14 protein-coding genes are annotated in these 15,156 nt (G+C 63.1%); 11 read left to right on the top strand and 3 right to left on the bottom strand.

The genetic code is table 11. The annotated features are described in order from the left end of the window. The coding region (locus ABEL04_RS03110) for an HAD hydrolase-like protein (RefSeq protein WP_375800922.1) at positions 1-651 on the bottom strand (651 nt) is incomplete at its 3' end. Between the two features lie 259 nt (positions 652-910). On the opposite strand from ABEL04_RS03110, the gene polA reads away from it, so the two are divergent. From polA to ABEL04_RS03095, 3 genes are all read left to right on the top strand, one after another. Next, complete coding sequence (gene polA / locus ABEL04_RS03105; protein ID WP_375800921.1) at positions 911-3,685, top strand: DNA polymerase I; 2,775 nt, start codon at positions 911-913, stop codon at positions 3,683-3,685. Between the two features lie 171 nt (positions 3,686-3,856). Beyond that, the gene (locus ABEL04_RS03100; protein WP_375800920.1) at positions 3,857-5,173 is read left to right on the top strand and encodes a M16 family metallopeptidase; all 1,317 of its coding nucleotides are present in this window, start codon (positions 3,857-3,859) and stop codon (positions 5,171-5,173) included. Between the two features lie 119 nt (positions 5,174-5,292). After that, the gene (locus ABEL04_RS03095) at positions 5,293-6,603 is read left to right on the top strand and encodes a M16 family metallopeptidase (protein WP_375800919.1); all 1,311 of its coding nucleotides are present in this window, start codon (positions 5,293-5,295) and stop codon (positions 6,601-6,603) included. Between the two features lie 7 nt (positions 6,604-6,610). Here the strand turns inward: ABEL04_RS03095 and ABEL04_RS03090 are convergent, their stop codons facing one another. Continuing rightward, entirely contained in the window at positions 6,611-7,288 is a 678-nt protein-coding gene (locus ABEL04_RS03090; protein WP_375800918.1) for a PspC domain-containing protein, read from the bottom strand. A gap of 52 nt (positions 7,289-7,340) precedes the next feature. Then, complete coding sequence (locus ABEL04_RS03085) at positions 7,341-7,937, bottom strand: 5-formyltetrahydrofolate cyclo-ligase (RefSeq protein ID WP_375800917.1); 597 nt, start codon at positions 7,935-7,937, stop codon at positions 7,341-7,343. Between the two features lie 437 nt (positions 7,938-8,374). Here ABEL04_RS03085 and ffh point away from each other — a divergent pair, with 437 nt between their 5' ends. The 8 genes from ffh (at position 8,375) to tyrS (ending at position 15,132) form a co-directional block, all read left to right on the top strand. Then, positions 8,375-9,760, top strand: a complete 1,386-nt coding sequence (gene ffh, locus ABEL04_RS03080; protein ID WP_375800916.1) for a signal recognition particle protein — start codon at positions 8,375-8,377, stop codon at positions 9,758-9,760. A 94-nt stretch (positions 9,761-9,854) separates the two neighbouring features. After that, positions 9,855-10,487, top strand: coding sequence for a 30S ribosomal protein S16 (gene rpsP / locus ABEL04_RS03075; RefSeq protein ID WP_375800915.1), 633 nt, complete (start codon positions 9,855-9,857; stop codon positions 10,485-10,487). A gap of 30 nt (positions 10,488-10,517) precedes the next feature. Continuing rightward, positions 10,518-11,108 carry a ribosome maturation factor RimM gene (gene rimM, locus ABEL04_RS03070; RefSeq protein ID WP_375800914.1) on the top strand — a complete coding sequence of 197 codons (591 nt, stop codon included), beginning with the start codon at positions 10,518-10,520 and terminating at the stop codon, positions 11,106-11,108. A 40-nt stretch (positions 11,109-11,148) separates the two neighbouring features. Then, positions 11,149-11,850: a tRNA (guanosine(37)-N1)-methyltransferase TrmD gene (gene trmD / locus ABEL04_RS03065; RefSeq protein WP_375800913.1), complete on the top strand. Its 702-nt coding sequence runs from the start codon at positions 11,149-11,151 to the stop codon at positions 11,848-11,850. Between the two features lie 81 nt (positions 11,851-11,931). Further along, on the top strand, positions 11,932-12,288 hold the full coding sequence (rplS, locus tag ABEL04_RS03060) for a 50S ribosomal protein L19 (protein ID WP_375800912.1): 357 nt from the start codon (positions 11,932-11,934) through the stop codon (positions 12,286-12,288). 71 nt (positions 12,289-12,359) lie between these two features. Then, positions 12,360-13,169 (top strand): MqnA/MqnD/SBP family protein, encoded by an 810-nt coding sequence (locus tag ABEL04_RS03055; protein ID WP_375800911.1) that lies wholly within the window; start codon positions 12,360-12,362, stop codon positions 13,167-13,169. Positions 13,170-13,306: 137 nt separating this feature from the next. Continuing rightward, positions 13,307-13,771: an SsrA-binding protein SmpB gene (gene smpB / locus ABEL04_RS03050; protein WP_375800910.1), complete on the top strand. Its 465-nt coding sequence runs from the start codon at positions 13,307-13,309 to the stop codon at positions 13,769-13,771. Positions 13,772-13,896: 125 nt separating this feature from the next. Beyond that, positions 13,897-15,132: a tyrosine--tRNA ligase gene (gene tyrS, locus ABEL04_RS03045; RefSeq protein WP_375800909.1), complete on the top strand. Its 1,236-nt coding sequence runs from the start codon at positions 13,897-13,899 to the stop codon at positions 15,130-15,132. Positions 15,133-15,156: the final 24 nt, after the last annotated feature.

Genomic DNA, 15,156 nt, shown 5'->3' with positions numbered 1-15,156 from the left:
TACGGCCGGAAGGGTGTCGAGCAGCAGATCGGGGTCGTGCAGGGACAGTTCATCGCGGCCGTAGCGGCCAGTGCAGACGGCCACGACGTGAGCCCCGGCGGCTCGGGCGCACTCGATGTCGTGCGGCGTGTCGCCGACAACCACGGCATGCTCAGCGGGGCGAACGGGACGGCCCATGTGGTCAGTGGCACGTTGGGTGGCCAGTTTCGGCAACCGGTTTCGCTCCGCGTGGTCGCTGCCAAAGGCCCCGATGGAAAAGTAGTCGTCCAGGCCATGTACGGCGAGCTTCTCGTAGGCAATGGGCTCAACGTTTCCTGTAACGAGGCCGAGCCGCACGTCCGAATGGGCGTGAAGCTCTTGCAGCAGGTCGGCAACCCCCGGCAGTACCTCCACGTCCGCCGGACTGAGGACTCCTCGCATGGTTTCCACGTACGTCGTGAGGACCTCCTCGATCATCGTGTCGGTCGTGGGCAGGTCATTGTGATCCAGCACTGCTTTGATAATCGCCGGGTCCGTCCGGCCAGAAAAGGGCACGCCGTCCAGAGAGACGGGATGGTCCGTAATCGAGGAGAGGGCCTCGTTGACGGCCTCGCGGCCGCGTCCGTTCACCCGAACGAGCGTCCCGTCGATGTCGAAGAGAAGGAGCCTCATGTGCGCACAGAGAGTGGAGGGGAAGAAGGAACGACCAGAATCGGGCAGGTGTACCGCTTTCGGCCGCTAGTGGATCCCGGTGACTCCAGGTCTGGAAGAATTCAGCAACAATAGAACACGGACAGTCTTGACGGGGATGACCCCGAATCTCGTCCTCCTGTTGGGCATTAAACGAAGTGGTTTTTAGCATTGGTCGGCCCCCGGTCCCCAGCGGTGGGCGCCGACGCACCGTCTCTCCCGCCACCGTACATCGCCCAGCATGGCCACGCCCGACGCCGCCCCGGACGACAATGCGCTGTATCTCATCGACGCGATGTCGCTGGCCTATCGGGCGCACTACATCTTCATCAGTCGCCCCCTCATCAACTCGAAAGGCCAGAATACCTCCGCGGCCTACGGGTTCACGAACTCGCTTCTGAAGCTGATCGAGGACCATTCCATCGAGCACGCCGCGGTGGTGTTCGACGAGGGGGAGGAGGACACCTTCCGGAAGGAGATGTACGAGGACTACAAGGCCAATCGGGACCCGCCGCCGGACGAGTTGCTGGAGAACATTCCCTACATCAAGGAGATCGTGAAGGGGCTCGACATTCCGGTGCTGGAGGTGCCGGGGGTGGAGGCCGACGACGTAATCGGCACCCTCGCGACGCAGGCCGAGGCGGACGGGGCGGACGTCGTGATCGTGTCGCCCGACAAGGACTTCAAGCAGCTCCTCAGCGACAAGGTCTCGATCTACAAGCCGGCCAAAGGGGACCAAGACTTCGAGATCAAGACAGGGGAGACGTTCCGGGAGGAATACGGCCTCGACCCCGCCCAGTTTGTGGACATGCTGGCGCTCATGGGCGACAGCAGCGACAATGTACCGGGGGTGTACGGCATCGGTGAGAAGACGGCGCAGAAGTTGCTGCGCGAGTATCACTCCGTGGAGACCCTGATCGAGCAGGCCGACGAATTGAGTGGAAAGCGGGCGCGGGAGGGCATGCAAGAACACGCCGAGGAGGCCCGCCTCAGCAAGCGCCTCGTCCGCATCCGCACAGAGCTTGACGTCGGCCTCGACTGGCACCAGTTGCGACGACAGGAGCCCGACGAAGAGGCCCTCACGGCCCTCTTCCGGGAGCTGGAATTCGAGTCGCTCGCCGACCGTCTCGATCTGGAGGGGGACACCGAGGATGACGAGGAGGAAGAAGACCCGGCCCTCGAATTCGACTTCGGGCCGTACGAGGAGGTTCAAGAGCTCGATCCAGACGCAGTCGACTACAACGTGGTCGAGACGGAGGCCGAGCTCCATGACTTTGCCGACCGGCTCGACGGGCAGCCCCGGTACGCCGTCGACACGGAGGCCACCTCGAAGGAGCCGATGTACGCTGACCTCGTCGGCTTTTCCTTCAGCTGGACCCCGCAGGCGGCCACCTACGTGCCGACGCCGCTCCCCGACGGCACCTCGACCGACGAGGTGCTGGATGTGCTGGGGCCTGTGCTGGAGAACGATACCCGAAAGGTGGGGCACAACTTGAAGTACGACCTCCTCCTGCTCCGGCAGCACGGCGTGGACGTGGGCGGGTCGCTCTTCGACACCATGGTGGCACACTACCTGGTGGCTCCCGAGGAGAACCACAACCTCGGGGACGTGGCGCGGTCCGTGCTGAACTACAAGATGGTCCCCATCTCCGAGCTCATCGGGGACGAGACCGACAAGGAGTCGATGCGCGAGGTGGACGTGCAGGAGGCGGCCCCCTACGCCTGCGAGGACGCCGACATTGCTCTTCGCCTGGTGGAGGAGTTGGAAGCGCAGCTGAAGGAGAGCAACGTTCTCGATATTGCCCGAGACATCGAGTTTCCGCTCGTCCAGGTGCTCGCAGACATGGAGCACACCGGCATTCGACTCGATCAGGCGGTCCTCGACGACATTTCCGCGGGGTTGGAGGAGCGTCTGAACGACATTGAAGAAGAAATCTTTGAGCTTGCCGGGGAAGAGTTCAACATCAATTCCACGCAGCAGCTCGGCGAGATCCTGTTCGATAAGCTCGACCTGCCGGTCGTTTCCCGGACGCCTACGGGCAAGCGCTCGACGAAGGAGAGTGTTCTGGAAGAGCTCTCGACCGAGCACGAGATCCCAGGCCTGGTTCTGGACTGGCGGTCGACCTACAAGCTGAAAAGTACGTACCTCGATAGCCTGGGGGAGCTCGTTCACCCCGAGACCGGGCGTCTCCACACCAGCTTCAACCAGACCCGAACTGCCACGGGCCGTCTCTCGTCGAGCGATCCCAACCTCCAGAACATTCCCATCCGCACCGAGCTGGGTCGGGAGATCCGGCGGGCGTTCGTTCCGCGCGAGGGGTGGAAACTCCTCGCCGCCGACTACGCCCAGATCGAACTCCGCATCCTCGCCTCCATGAGTGGCGATGAGGCCATGCAGGAGACCTTTCGGGAAGGCGGAGACATTCACACCGACGCGGCAGCGCGCGTCTACGGCCTGGATCCAGAGGAGGTGACCCCCGATCAGCGCAGCAAGGCGAAGGAGGTGAACTACGGCATCCCCTACGGCATCTCGCCCTGGGGCCTCGCGCAGCGCATGCGCATGCCGGTCGACGAGGCGCAAGACATCATCAAGCAGTACCGCCAATCGTATCCCGGCGTCTCAAAACTGCTGAACGAGCTGGTCGAAGAAGCCCGGGAGAAGGGCTACGCGGAGACCCTCCTCGGACGCCGCCGCTACCTGCCCAACATCGACAGCTCGAACAGCAATCAGCGAAGTGCCGCCGAGCGCGTAGCCGTCAACATGCCCATTCAGGGCACCCAGGCGGACATGATCAAGATTGCGATGAACCGGATCTACGACCGCCTCACCGACGAATCCTGGGCGACGGAGATGCTTCTCCAGGTCCACGACGAGCTTGTCTTTGACGTCCCGCCGGACGAAGTGGCGGACGTGGAGGCACTGATCCGGACCGAGATGCAGGACGCCCTGCCCCTGGAGGACGTGCCCGTGGTCGTTGACATCGACGTGGGCGACGACTGGCTCGACGCGCACTGAGAGTGGTGAGTGACGCGTGAAGAGTGATGAGTGATGCGTGAAGTGGGCACCCTGTAACTCTCTACGCAGCCCGCTTCACGTCTCACGCCTCACGTTTTTCACGCCTCACGTTTCACACCTCGACCCTTCTGGACTGAACATCAATCTCTTTTTCGGACTCCCCATTCCCGCATGACAGAGACTATTTCTGCTCCGCCCCGCGACCTCCCCGCCGCCGTTGAGTTTCAAGAGGCCTCCGACGGCATTGAGTGCTATCGCCTCGCCCCGAACGACCTCCGCATCCTCTTGCTCCCGCAGGAGGGAGCGCCCGTTGCCACCAGCATGGTGACCTATCACGTAGGGAGCCGCAACGAGCGCACCGGCCACACCGGCGCAACCCACATGTTGGAGCACCTCATGTTCAAGGGCACCGAGCGCTACCACAAACGGGAGGGCACCTCGATCTTTGAAACGCTCCAGCGCGTGGGGGCCAAGGTGAACGCCTCGACCTGGCTCGACCGCACCAACTACTTCGAGATGCTGCCCACCGAGCACCTGCCCCTCGCCCTCGACATCGAGGCCGACCGGATGCGCGGGGCACTCCTCGACCCGCAGGACGTCGAGGACGAGCGCACGGTGATTCTCAACGAGCGGGACCGCAAGCAGAATGATCCGGTCTCACGACTCTTCGACGAGGTGTGGGGCGCGGCCTTCGTGGCCCATCCCTACCACCACCCCACCATTGGGTGGAAGAGTGACATCGAAGACATCACGGCGGAGGGCCTTCGAGAATACTACGACACCTTCTACTGGCCCAACAACGCGACACTCTCCATCGTGGGGCAGTTTGACCGGGCCGCCGCCCTGTCGCAGGTGGCCGACCACTTCGGGCCCATCGACGCCGCCGCCCATGACATCCCGCAGGTGACCACCGATGAGCCGGAGCAGTCCGGACAGCGTCGGGTCCGCGTCCGTCAGGACGGCCAACTCGGGGCGGTCCTCATGGGATTCAAGTCACCCCCGGCCCTCAACGCCGAGTCCGACGTCCTCGACGTGCTGGCCCGTATTCTCGCCTCGGGCAAGGGCAGCCGCCTGTACCGCCGCTGCACCGATCAGGGGCTCACGAGCGACGTGTTCGGCATCAACTTCCGGCTCCGGGATCCCGGCCTCTTCTCCGTGTTTGCGTACCTGGCCCCCGACCAGGACCATGAGACGGTTGAGGGGGCCATCGAAGACACCATTGAAGACATCAAGACGAACGGCGTGACGGAGGAGGAGCTCGACCGGGCCCGCAGCCAGCTCCGGGCGCAGATCGCGTTCGACCGCGACGGACCCATGCGGGTTGCGTCGCAGCTCAACGAAGCCCTCGCCGCCGGCGACTGGACGCTCTACACCCAGTATCTAGATCGCCTCGACGACATCACCGTCGATGATGTGCAGCGAGTGGCGCGAGAGTACCTGACCAGCGAGACGAGCACCGTAGGCTGGTACGTGCCGAGCGAAGAGTGAGGCGTGAACCGTGATCCGTGCGGCGTGCGACGAGGAGCAGAAAGGAGTCACGCCTCTCGGATCTGCGCGTCACAGATAGAGTGCTCCCGATTTCCTCTTTCCATTGATCCAGGTCGAACATGTCAGAAACGTCTACAGATCGAGAGTCGAGCCCCTCCCCCAACCTCGCGCCTCGCATCCGAGACCGTACGGTAGAGCCGGGCCGACTGCTCACGCTCCGGACCTCAGTCGAGGACATCGTCTCGTGGCGCGGATCCTTCGTGGCCAATCCGGACCCGGCCGCCGGAGATCCCCTGCGGCAAAAGCTCACGGTATCGCTGCTGGACAAAGGCACGGAGCAACGCGATCGGTTTGAGTTGGCCCGCGTGCTCGAAGACTGCGGCGCGAAGCTCGACCTGTCGAGCGACGGACTGTTCGTGGAGGTGTCGGGGCGCGCCCTGGCCGACGATCTGCCACGGGTGATGGACGTGATGGCGGAGATGCTCCGGACGCCCGCGTTCGACCCGGAGGAATTTGAGAAGGCCTGCGCACAGGTGGCCGCCGACGTACAGCGTCGGATGGAGAAGACCTCGGCCCGGGCCTCCACAGCCCTCTCCCAGCAGCTCTTTCCTGAGGGCCATCCCAATCACAGACCTTCGCCGGAGTCGGTCCTGCAGCGCCTGCAGCGCCTTACTATCGAGGACATACGCGACTACCACGACACCCACTTCGGGGCTACGGAGTGGACCCTGGCCGTGGTCGGCGACCTGGACCACGAGACGGTGGCGTCGGTCGTCGACGGGGCGTTCCAGGGATGGTCCCCCCACGACGCCCCCGAGGTCTATGACACCGAGGCCGCACCTACCGAGTCCGGGCGCCGCGTCGTCCCGATGCCCGACAAATCGAACGTCGACGTGCGGCTGGGGCACGCCCTTCCGCTTCGCCGGGACCACGACGACTACACGGCCCTCTACGTCGGAAACTACATTCTTGGGGGCAATTTCGCGGCCCGGCTCATGTCCGTGGTGCGGGACGAAATGGGGCTCACCTACAGCATCCGATCGAGCCTCTCCGGCGTCACGACCCGCTACACCGGCTCCTGGCAGACGAAAATCACCCTGAGTCACGACGCGCTCGATCAGGGCATCGCCGCGACGAGGGACGTCATCCGCCGGTTCGTGGAAGAGGGAGCGACCGAAGACGAGCTGGACGCAAAGAAGACCACCATCACGGGCTCCTACACCGTCGGCCTCGCGACGACTCGACGCCTCGCTCAGTCCATCCTCACCAATGCGGAACGCGGCTTCGACCTCTCGTATCTGGACCGCTTCCCCGAGGAGATCCGTTCGCTGTCGCTCGACGAAGTCAACACCGCGGTGCGGCGCTATCTCGATCCGGACGCCATTCAGGAGGCACTTGCGGGCACTGCGCCGGAGCCCGTAGAAGCGTAAGGCCAAGCTACGCGTCGTCCACCTCGTCCCGAATGATCGAGAGCCGCTCCTCCGGGGTCAGCGGCGGCTCCTTCGGCATCGCAAACGCGAGCCCCAAATAGGCCAGCACGAACGCACCGGGGGGGGACCCAATCACGCCCACGACGAATGCGATGCGGATGAGGGTCGAGTCGAGGTTCAGATATTCCGCGATTCCGCCGCAGACCCCGAGAAGCTTCTTGTCCGTCCGGGAACGGGTCAGACTGTTCCGGTCGGACTTTTTCGGTTCCTCGACCACCTTGGTTTTGCCGGTCTCAGCGTCCACTGCCTTCTTTCGGAACGTGGACGCGTCGGACGCATCGGAGGACTGCCACGTAAGCAGCCCGAAGCCGAGCAGAATGGCCCCAATGCCCACGAGCCAGGGCAGGACCATGGCGCCCGAGAACGCCAGTCCGGACCAGGCGCCGAGCTCGATCAGCAGGTAGAGAGTTCCGGCCAGAATGAGGGTGAGGCCGGCCATGCTGGAGAGGTTGAAGAGGCCCGACTCGTCCGAATCCTCGTCGAAATAGAGGGCCTCCAGCTCCTCGTCGGACACGTCGTCCAGGTCCAGGGTGGTTTCCCCGACCTCAAACGCACTGGGCTGTTCGAAAGAGTCTGTCGATTCGTCCGAAGAGGGCCGGGAACGGGAGCGCTCGCGACTGGCCATAACTGAGAGGGCTGCGTGTGGAAGAACGTGTGGGCCGTAGAGGAAAAAAGATTCAGTCTGCAACGGGGTAGATGTCGTCCTCGGAGACGATCATTGTCATCGGAACGTCGTGGGCCGTGCTGGGGAGGGAGGCAGTGATGCAGGCCTCGTACACCAGCGCAATGCAGGGGCAGGCAACGGATTCGAGGAATGCGTCGTAGTAGCCAGCGCCCTGGCCGATGCGTGTTCCGTTGTGGTCGGCCCCCAGGGCAGGGACCAGCACGAGATCCAGAGCATCAGGGGCGATTGTGTCCGTGTGCGTAGGTTCACAAACGCCCCACCGATTCGTTTCCAGGGCGCCGGGACCCGCATAGCGGCGATGCTCGAGGGTGGGTTGGGCAGGGTCAAAACTCGTGATGACGGGAAGGACCACCTCGGTGTCCCGGCTGCGAAGCCCGGCAATGAGAGGCCGGGTGTCGACCTCTCCCCGATCGCTGAGGGGCCAGTAGCAGTGCACCACCTGCGCGTCGGCGACGACGGGGAGCCCCAGGGTACGGTGCACGATCAGTCCGCTTCGCGCTGCGTAGGCCGCGGAATTCAACGAGCGGCGGTATGTCCGAAACTGAGCGCGCCACTCCTCCTTGGATGTCGAAGCTACAGGGGAAGTCATCAGGGCTCGCCGATCCAGCCACGATAATGCATGCGTCGAACGGTGCGAGCTCATCAATCGATCCCGTTTCTACTGCCGGGCCGGTTCCTCAACGCGTGTTGCCCGAAGCATTGTTACATCCCCCTTCAATCTCTGAACTGTAGGGGGCGAATTATGGATGAACACCCCTCAAGAATGGGATCGACCTCAGGTCCTTCGCACGTATATGGACCGGTTAGCCGGTTATTCCCCAAACAAAACTGAGGCCGCCGTTGCTCTAATGGATCTAATTGTTCACGGCGGTAATCCTCAGTCCCACGGGCGGGAGGAGCAATCTCTTCTCAGGACGCCGTCCGGCTCGATCAATCGCGAGCCTTGAAGTTAGTCTGAGGGTTCAACGTTGTGGGGCCTTATGCTGCGCATCACGTACACGGGTGACGAGACGACGCAACGCCGATATGTTTGAGAACCTTTCCCAGAAGCTCGAAGATGCCTTGCAGTCCGTTACGGGCCAGGGCCGCATCGAAGAGGTAAATGTCGCCGAAACGATGCGCGAAATCCGGCGTGCCCTTCTGAACGCGGACGTCAACTACCGTGTTGCGAAGGAATTCACCGACAACGTCAAAGAAAAGGCCACGGGGGAGGAGGTCCTCACGTCCGTCACGCCGGGGGAGCAGCTCACCAAGATCATGCACGACGAGCTGACCCGCGTGCTCGGGGAAGAGCACGAGGAGGTGGAGATGGCACAGACTCCCCCGACGGTCATTCTGGTAGCGGGGCTCCAGGGGTCGGGAAAGACAACGTTTTGCGCCAAGCTTGCCCGCTATTTCCGAAAGCAGGGACATGCTCCGCTGCTCGCGGCCTCCGACGTTTATCGGCCCGCCGCCGTCGACCAGTTGAGGAAACTGGCCGACGAAGTGAACACTCCGGTTTACTCGATCGAGGACGAGGGGAAAATTGTCGAGGACGCGGTCCGTGTCGCCGACGAGGCAGTCACGGAGGCTCGCAAAACGGCCCGCGACGTTGTAATCATCGACACGGCGGGGCGCATGCACATCGACGAGGCGATGATGCAGGAGGTGGCCGACATCAAGGCCGCTGTTGAGCCGGACGAGACCCTCTTCGTCGTCGACAGCATGACAGGGCAGGACGCCGTAAACACCGCCAAGGAATTCAACGAGCGGATCGACTACGACGGCGTCGTCCTCACCAAGCTCGACGGCGACACGCGCGGCGGGGCGGCCCTCTCGATTCGCACCGTCGTGAACAAGCCGATCAAGTTTGCCTCCACCGGGGAGAAGCTCGACGCCCTTACGCCCTTTTATCCCGACCGCATGGCCCAGCGCATCCTCGGCATGGGCGACGTGGTCTCGTTTGTGGAGCGTGCCCAGGAGCAGTACGATCAGCAGGAGGCCGAGCGCCTCCAGGAAAAGATTCGGTCCGAGGAGTTTGACCTGCAGGACTTCTACGACCAGCTGCAGCGAATCCAGAAGATGGGTTCAATCAAGGAACTTCTGGGCATGATCCCGGGAGTTGGCAACAAGATCAGCGACCTCGACATCGATGAGGAGGCCTTTACCCACATCGAGGCCATCATTCAGTCCATGACTCCGGAGGAGCGGTCCCACCCAGAAATCCTGAATGGGAGACGCCGTCGCCGCATCGCCCGCGGCAGCGGCACAGAGGTTCGGGACGTCAACCAGCTCATCAGCCAGTTCGAGGAGATGAAGGACATGATGAAGACGATGCAGAAGCTGACGAGCCAGGGGCGCGACGTCAGCATGTCGAACCTCATGGACCGCCTCACGGGAGGGGGCGGTGGCCGGAGCCGAAGCCCTCGGTAACGGACGCCCATTTTCCCGTCGGGGGCTTTCTCGGGGCGCCGCACTCGCCTACACTTGCTCATGACCTTTGAACTGAAACTCACCGACCACCGACGTGTCTGTTAAGCTTCGTCTGCGCCGTATGGGGCGCAAAAAAATTCCGGTCTTCTCGATCGTGGCTGCCGACTCGCGCTACGCTCGGGACGGACGCTACATCGAAGACGTTGGCCGCTACTTCCCGCTCCGCGAACCGGCTGAGGTTCGCCTCGACGAGGACCGGGCCCTCTACTGGCTCGAAAATGGTGCGCAGCCGAGTGACACTGTGCGTTCCATCCTGCATCGCCGGGGGCTGCTGCTGCATCACCACCTCAAGAACAAGGGGGAAGCCCCGGACAAAATTGAGGAGGCCGTCGAGGAATTCCGCGCCCGCATGGCCGATCAGGGAGAAGATCTGAAGATGGTTGTCGAAAGCCGCGGCGAAGATCCCCTGGAGAAGGAGCGCGAGCGCGCTGAGGAAATCGACGAGGAGGCGCGCCTCCGTGCCCAGGCGACCCCTCTGTCTGTGGTCCAGGAAGAGGCGCCCGAGGAGGACGCCGAGGGCGAAGATACGGAGGCGGTGGACGAGACCGACGACGCTCCTACGGACGCCAAAGACGAGTCCACGGAGGAAGATACGACCGGGGAGGAGTCGGATGAGTCGAACGGCCCCGAGGCGTCTGCCGACGACGAAGACGTGGAGGACGAGTAACTTGAGCGAAGAGCCTTCCTCTCGTGCGCGATGGCCGCTTCAGACGCCGCCGGGCCTGACCCGGCCGACTCGACCCCTGACCTTGCGAATGTCCCGCCGGAAACCCTGGTGCAGATCGGATTCGTCTTCCGTCCCCACGGCATGGAGGGGGAGTTGAAGATTGATCCGGAGCATACCGACGACCCCGCGCGGTTCGAGACGCTCCCCTTTGTCTTTCTCGGTCCGCACCCCCGGCGGGTCACGAAGCACGCGATCGAGTCCGTCCGGTATCAGCAGACAAAGCGGGGCACGACGGTGATTCTCGGGGTCGAGGGGATCGAAACCCGGGACGACTCGGAAGCCGTCGCGAAGCACAAGGTTTTCGCCCCCGAAGAGGCCCTTGATCTGGGGGAAGGAGAGCTCTTCGTGCACGACATCATCGGGATGGAAGTCGTCGCCGAGGACGACACAGTCCTCGGCACCATCGCCAACTACATGGAGATGCCGGCCCAGGACATGCTCGTCGTTCGGACGTCCGACGGTGAGGAGGCGATGATCCCGGTCGTTGAAGACTTCCTGCTCGAGATCGACGAAGACGCCGGCCAGATTACCGTACGTCCCATCGATGGATTGATCGGGTAGACGGGCCGCCCACAAGTTGTGGTTGTACGTTGCTGCCGCTATGCGAATAGACGTTCTCACGGCGCTTCCGGGGCTGGTCGATGCGCCCCTGCGCCACAGCATTTTGGAGCGTGCCCAGGAGAAGGGCGTGGCAACCGTTCGCGTCCACGACCTTCGCACCTATGCCCCCGGCAAGCACCACCAAGTGGACGACCGTCCCTTCGGCGGCGGGGCCGGCATGGTCCTCAAGCCGGAACCGGTGTTTCGGGGCGTCGAGGCGATCGCGGACGCTGAGGGGGAAGCGGACGAGATAGTGTATCTGACGCCCGACGGGGAGTGTCTCGACCAGTCAACCGTCAACCAGCTTTCGTTGAACGAGCACCTCATTCTTATTGCCGGGCACTACGAGGGCATCGACCAGCGGGTTCGGGACCAACTTGTGACCCGCGAACTCTCAATCGGCGACTACGTGTTGAGTGGAGGAGAGCTCCCCGCCCTCGTCCTCATTGACGCGGTCGTTCGGGTGCTTCCCGGGGCACTCGGAGACAGCTCCTCGGCCCTCACGGACTCGTTCCAGGACGGCCTCCTCGGGGCACCGGCGTACACCCGCCCCGCTGAGTTCCGGGGCATGGAGGTTCCAGAGGTGCTTCGCTCAGGAGACCATCAGCGCATCGCCCGCTGGCGCGATGAGAAGCGCCTAGAGAAAACCCGAAATCGTCGTCCAGATCTCCTTCCCGACGCCGAGGATGCAGAGGCGTCGTAGGGCTCCCGCCCACAGGGCCTAAGGAGTCCACTCTGCTCTGCTTTTCAACCTGTACTCCCACTCAAAAGACATTATTCCGCCATGTCCACCACTTTGATGGATGTCGTCGAGGCCACGCAATTTCGGGATCACGTCCCCGAGTTCGACGCCGGCGACACGGTGAACGTTCACCTCCGCGTGGTCGAGGGCGAAAAAGAGCGCATTCAGCAATTCGAGGGCGTTTGTTTGCGGCGTCGGGGCTCCGGCGCCAATGAGACCTTCACGGTCCGCAAGGTGTCCGAAGGCGTTGGGGTCGAGCGAATCTTTCCCCTCCATTCACCGCGAATTGCGAAGATTGATGTCGTCCGTCGGGGCGCGGTGAGCCGATCCCGGCTCTACTACCTCCGCGACCGATCCGGCAAAGAGGCGCGGATCGAAGAGCAGATCCGAGACGAGTAGCTCCTGCCTTCCCGCCCCCCGCCTGATTGCGGGCTTGTGTTCTACTCTCCGACGACCGTGTGCCCGACCAGATGGACCTAGCAATTTGGGATTATCCCCCCGCGGAGTTCCTGGTTTCCGGCTTTACCTCCGGGGTGGTTGACAATCCATTCCGGATCAAGCGCTACCGTCCCGAAAAATGCGCGGCCCTCTTGGTGGAAGGAGAGGTCGACGTGGCCCTGCTTCCGACCATGCTTGCCCTTCAGGCCAGCGGGGCCATCGACGTCATTCCGAGTGTCGGGCTTGTGTCGTGGCGCTACCCCTACGCCCGCCTCGCGTGGCAAGGAGGGCTCCACGACTTTCCAGAAACGATCGCCCACGACAAACGCGTGGCTCAGGAGCGCTTCGTCACCCGGGTCGTCCTACAGGAGCACTACGAGGTTGCCCCTGAGTTCGTCTCCCACGAGGGGACGACCCCCCGAGACCTGCTCGAGACCGACGAGGACGCCGCGCTTCTTGTGGGGCCGGACGTGCCATCGCTCCAGCTGGATCCATTTACCATGGACATCGGGCGCGAGTGGTACGAGCTTGCCAACTACCCGATGGTGTGGGGCCTCTTCGTCACGAAGCGAGACCAGGCCACCGACGAGCTGATCGAAGCGCTCATTGCGTCGGGCGAGGCGGCGGACGAGAACCGCAGCGTGTGGGTGCAGGCGCAGGAGACCACGGCCTCGCTAAACGAGTTCTACCGAGAGGACCTGCGTACGGGCATCGACAAACTCGCCGTCGCGAGTCTCACGGAGTTTCGGAAGTACCTCTTCTACTACGACGTGACGGAGGACATCCCAGATCTCCCATTCGTTTATCTGGACGAAGAGGAAGAGGATGGGGAGGAGGGATAGCACGTTCGCAGGAGGGAGCACTGGGGGGAGGGTAGACCGGGCGTGCCAAACTCTCCGGCCCACCAGTCCTGCCCTGTGCACGCGGCCTAGATCCTCTCCCACGGCCCCGAGCTTTCCAATCAACGGACCCTACTGCTATGGCCGAAGGCGTCGAGATCGTCGAGCGAAATAAAAAGGCCCAGTTCGAGTACGACATCGAGGAGACCCTCGAGGCCGGTCTCGTGCTTGAGGGGTCCGAGGTGAAATCTGTCCGCCAGGGAAAAGTAAGCCTGGACGGGGCCTACTGTCAGGTGGACCGGAATGGAGAAATGAAGATCCACGGGATGTACATCAAGCCCTACGAAGAAGCCGGCCCGTTCGGACACGAGCCGCGCCGGAACCGAAAGCTGCTGCTCCACGATCGTCAGATTCGAAAGTGGGGCCAGAAGGCCGAGCAGGAGGGCTATACGATTGTGCCCCTGGCGCTGTACTTTCGGGAGGGGTGGGCAAAGGTGAAGATCGGGCTGGCGAAGGGACGCAAGAAGCACGACAAGCGCCAGGCCATCAAAGAGCGCGAGATGGAGCGCCGGATGGAGCAGAAGCAGAGCGAGTACAATTTCTAGCCCCACCCGCTGCGGGAGGAGCAACGCGAGCGGTTCTTCCTGTCCTCACTCTTCGGTCCCGATTGGTACCGAGAGGGCCACTCCCCCAATCGTCACACCCTCGCATTCGAGCCTCAGGGCAAACCATGGCCTTTCCCCCAGTTGACGAGCAGATGAAGGTTCTCCGCCGCGGCGTGGAGGATATCGTTCCCGAAGACGAGCTGGCCGACAAGATTCGGGAGTCGCGGGAAACGGAAGCCCCCCTTAGCGTCAAGCTCGGCTGTGACCCCAGCCGGCCGGACCTGCACCTCGGCCACACCGTCGTCCTCCGGAAGCTCCGGCAGTTCCAGGACCTGGGCCACCGGGCTATTCTCATCGTGGGGGATTTCACCGGCATGATTGGGGATCCATCCGGCCGCTCCGAGACGCGCCCCCAGCTGACCCTCGAAGAAACTCGACGGAACGGGCAAACCTACTACGAGCAGGCCACCAAGATTCTCGATCCCGACAAAACGGAGATCCTCTACAATTCGGAGTGGCTCGACGAGATGTCTTTCAGCGACGTCATCGAGCTTGCGGCCCAGCACACGGTCGCACGGATGCTAGAGCGGGAAGACTTCAACCAGCGGTACGAAGCGGGGCGGCCCATCAGTATCCACGAGTTTCTGTATCCCCTTGCCCAAGCGCAGGACTCCGTTCACATCGAGGCCGACGTGGAGCTTGGCGGCACCGACCAGCGCTTTAATCTGCTCCTGGCCCGCCGCATCCAGGAGGCCCACGATCAGGATCCGCAGGTGTGCATGATGCTGCCGCTTCTGGAAGGGACGGATGGCACGAGGAAGATGTCCAAGTCGCTCGACAACGCCATCGGCATCACGGAGGCCCCGGAGGACATGTATGGCAAAACCATGTCCGTGCCCGACGAGCTGATTTACCGATACGTGGAGCTGGTCACCGACGTGCCCACCGAGCAGCTTCCGAAGGTAAAGGGCTTCGCCGAGTCCAATCCCCGGGCGGCGAAGGCCCAACTGGCTCGTCGCATCGTTGCGATGTACCACGGCGAGGACGCGGCGGAGGAAGCGGAAGAGCACTTCGAACAGACCGTTGTGGAGGGGGACGTGCCGGACGAGATTCCGGAGCATGCGCCCGACACGGAGAACGGGGAGGTTGGCCTCCTCAACCTCATGCGCCACGCCGACCTCACCGACTCGAATAGCGAGGGGCGCCGCCTCATCGAGCAGGGGGCGGTCTCAATCGACGGGAAGCGAGTTACGGATACCGGCCGCTACATCAACGTGGACGAGGAAGCCCCCTTTGTACTTCAGGTCGGCAAGCGCCGGTACGCACGGATCCTTCCGGAGACCCGCGAAGCCGAGACGTAGTGCGCTGGCAGTCCCCTGGGGTCC

The organism is Salinibacter sp., from assembly GCF_042218895.1.
Taxonomy (GTDB): Bacteria; Bacteroidota; Rhodothermia; order Rhodothermales; family Salinibacteraceae; genus Salinibacter.
The sequence above is the reverse complement of the archived record's forward strand: the minus strand, read 5'-3'. Positions and strand labels throughout refer to the sequence as shown.

Excerpts from the sequence above, each read along its gene's own strand:
- ABEL04_RS03085 (WP_375800917.1), bottom strand. The coding sequence starts at position 7,937 with ATGACTTCCCCTGTAGCTTCGACATCCAAGGAGGAGTGGCGCGCTCAG.
- trmD (WP_375800913.1), top strand. The coding sequence starts at position 11,149 with ATGCGAATAGACGTTCTCACGGCGCTTCCGGGGCTGGTCGATGCGCCC.
- polA (WP_375800921.1), top strand. The coding sequence starts at position 911 with ATGGCCACGCCCGACGCCGCCCCGGACGACAATGCGCTGTATCTCATC.
- ABEL04_RS03055 (WP_375800911.1), top strand. The coding sequence starts at position 12,360 with ATGGACCTAGCAATTTGGGATTATCCCCCCGCGGAGTTCCTGGTTTCC.
- tyrS (WP_375800909.1), top strand. The coding sequence starts at position 13,897 with ATGGCCTTTCCCCCAGTTGACGAGCAGATGAAGGTTCTCCGCCGCGGC.
- rplS (WP_375800912.1), top strand. The coding sequence starts at position 11,932 with ATGTCCACCACTTTGATGGATGTCGTCGAGGCCACGCAATTTCGGGAT.
- ffh (WP_375800916.1), top strand. The coding sequence starts at position 8,375 with ATGTTTGAGAACCTTTCCCAGAAGCTCGAAGATGCCTTGCAGTCCGTT.
- ABEL04_RS03090 (WP_375800918.1), bottom strand. The coding sequence starts at position 7,288 with ATGGCCAGTCGCGAGCGCTCCCGTTCCCGGCCCTCTTCGGACGAATCG.
- smpB (WP_375800910.1), top strand. The coding sequence starts at position 13,307 with ATGGCCGAAGGCGTCGAGATCGTCGAGCGAAATAAAAAGGCCCAGTTC.
- ABEL04_RS03095 (WP_375800919.1), top strand. The coding sequence starts at position 5,293 with ATGTCAGAAACGTCTACAGATCGAGAGTCGAGCCCCTCCCCCAACCTC.
- rimM (WP_375800914.1), top strand. The coding sequence starts at position 10,518 with ATGGCCGCTTCAGACGCCGCCGGGCCTGACCCGGCCGACTCGACCCCT.
- ABEL04_RS03100 (WP_375800920.1), top strand. The coding sequence starts at position 3,857 with ATGACAGAGACTATTTCTGCTCCGCCCCGCGACCTCCCCGCCGCCGTT.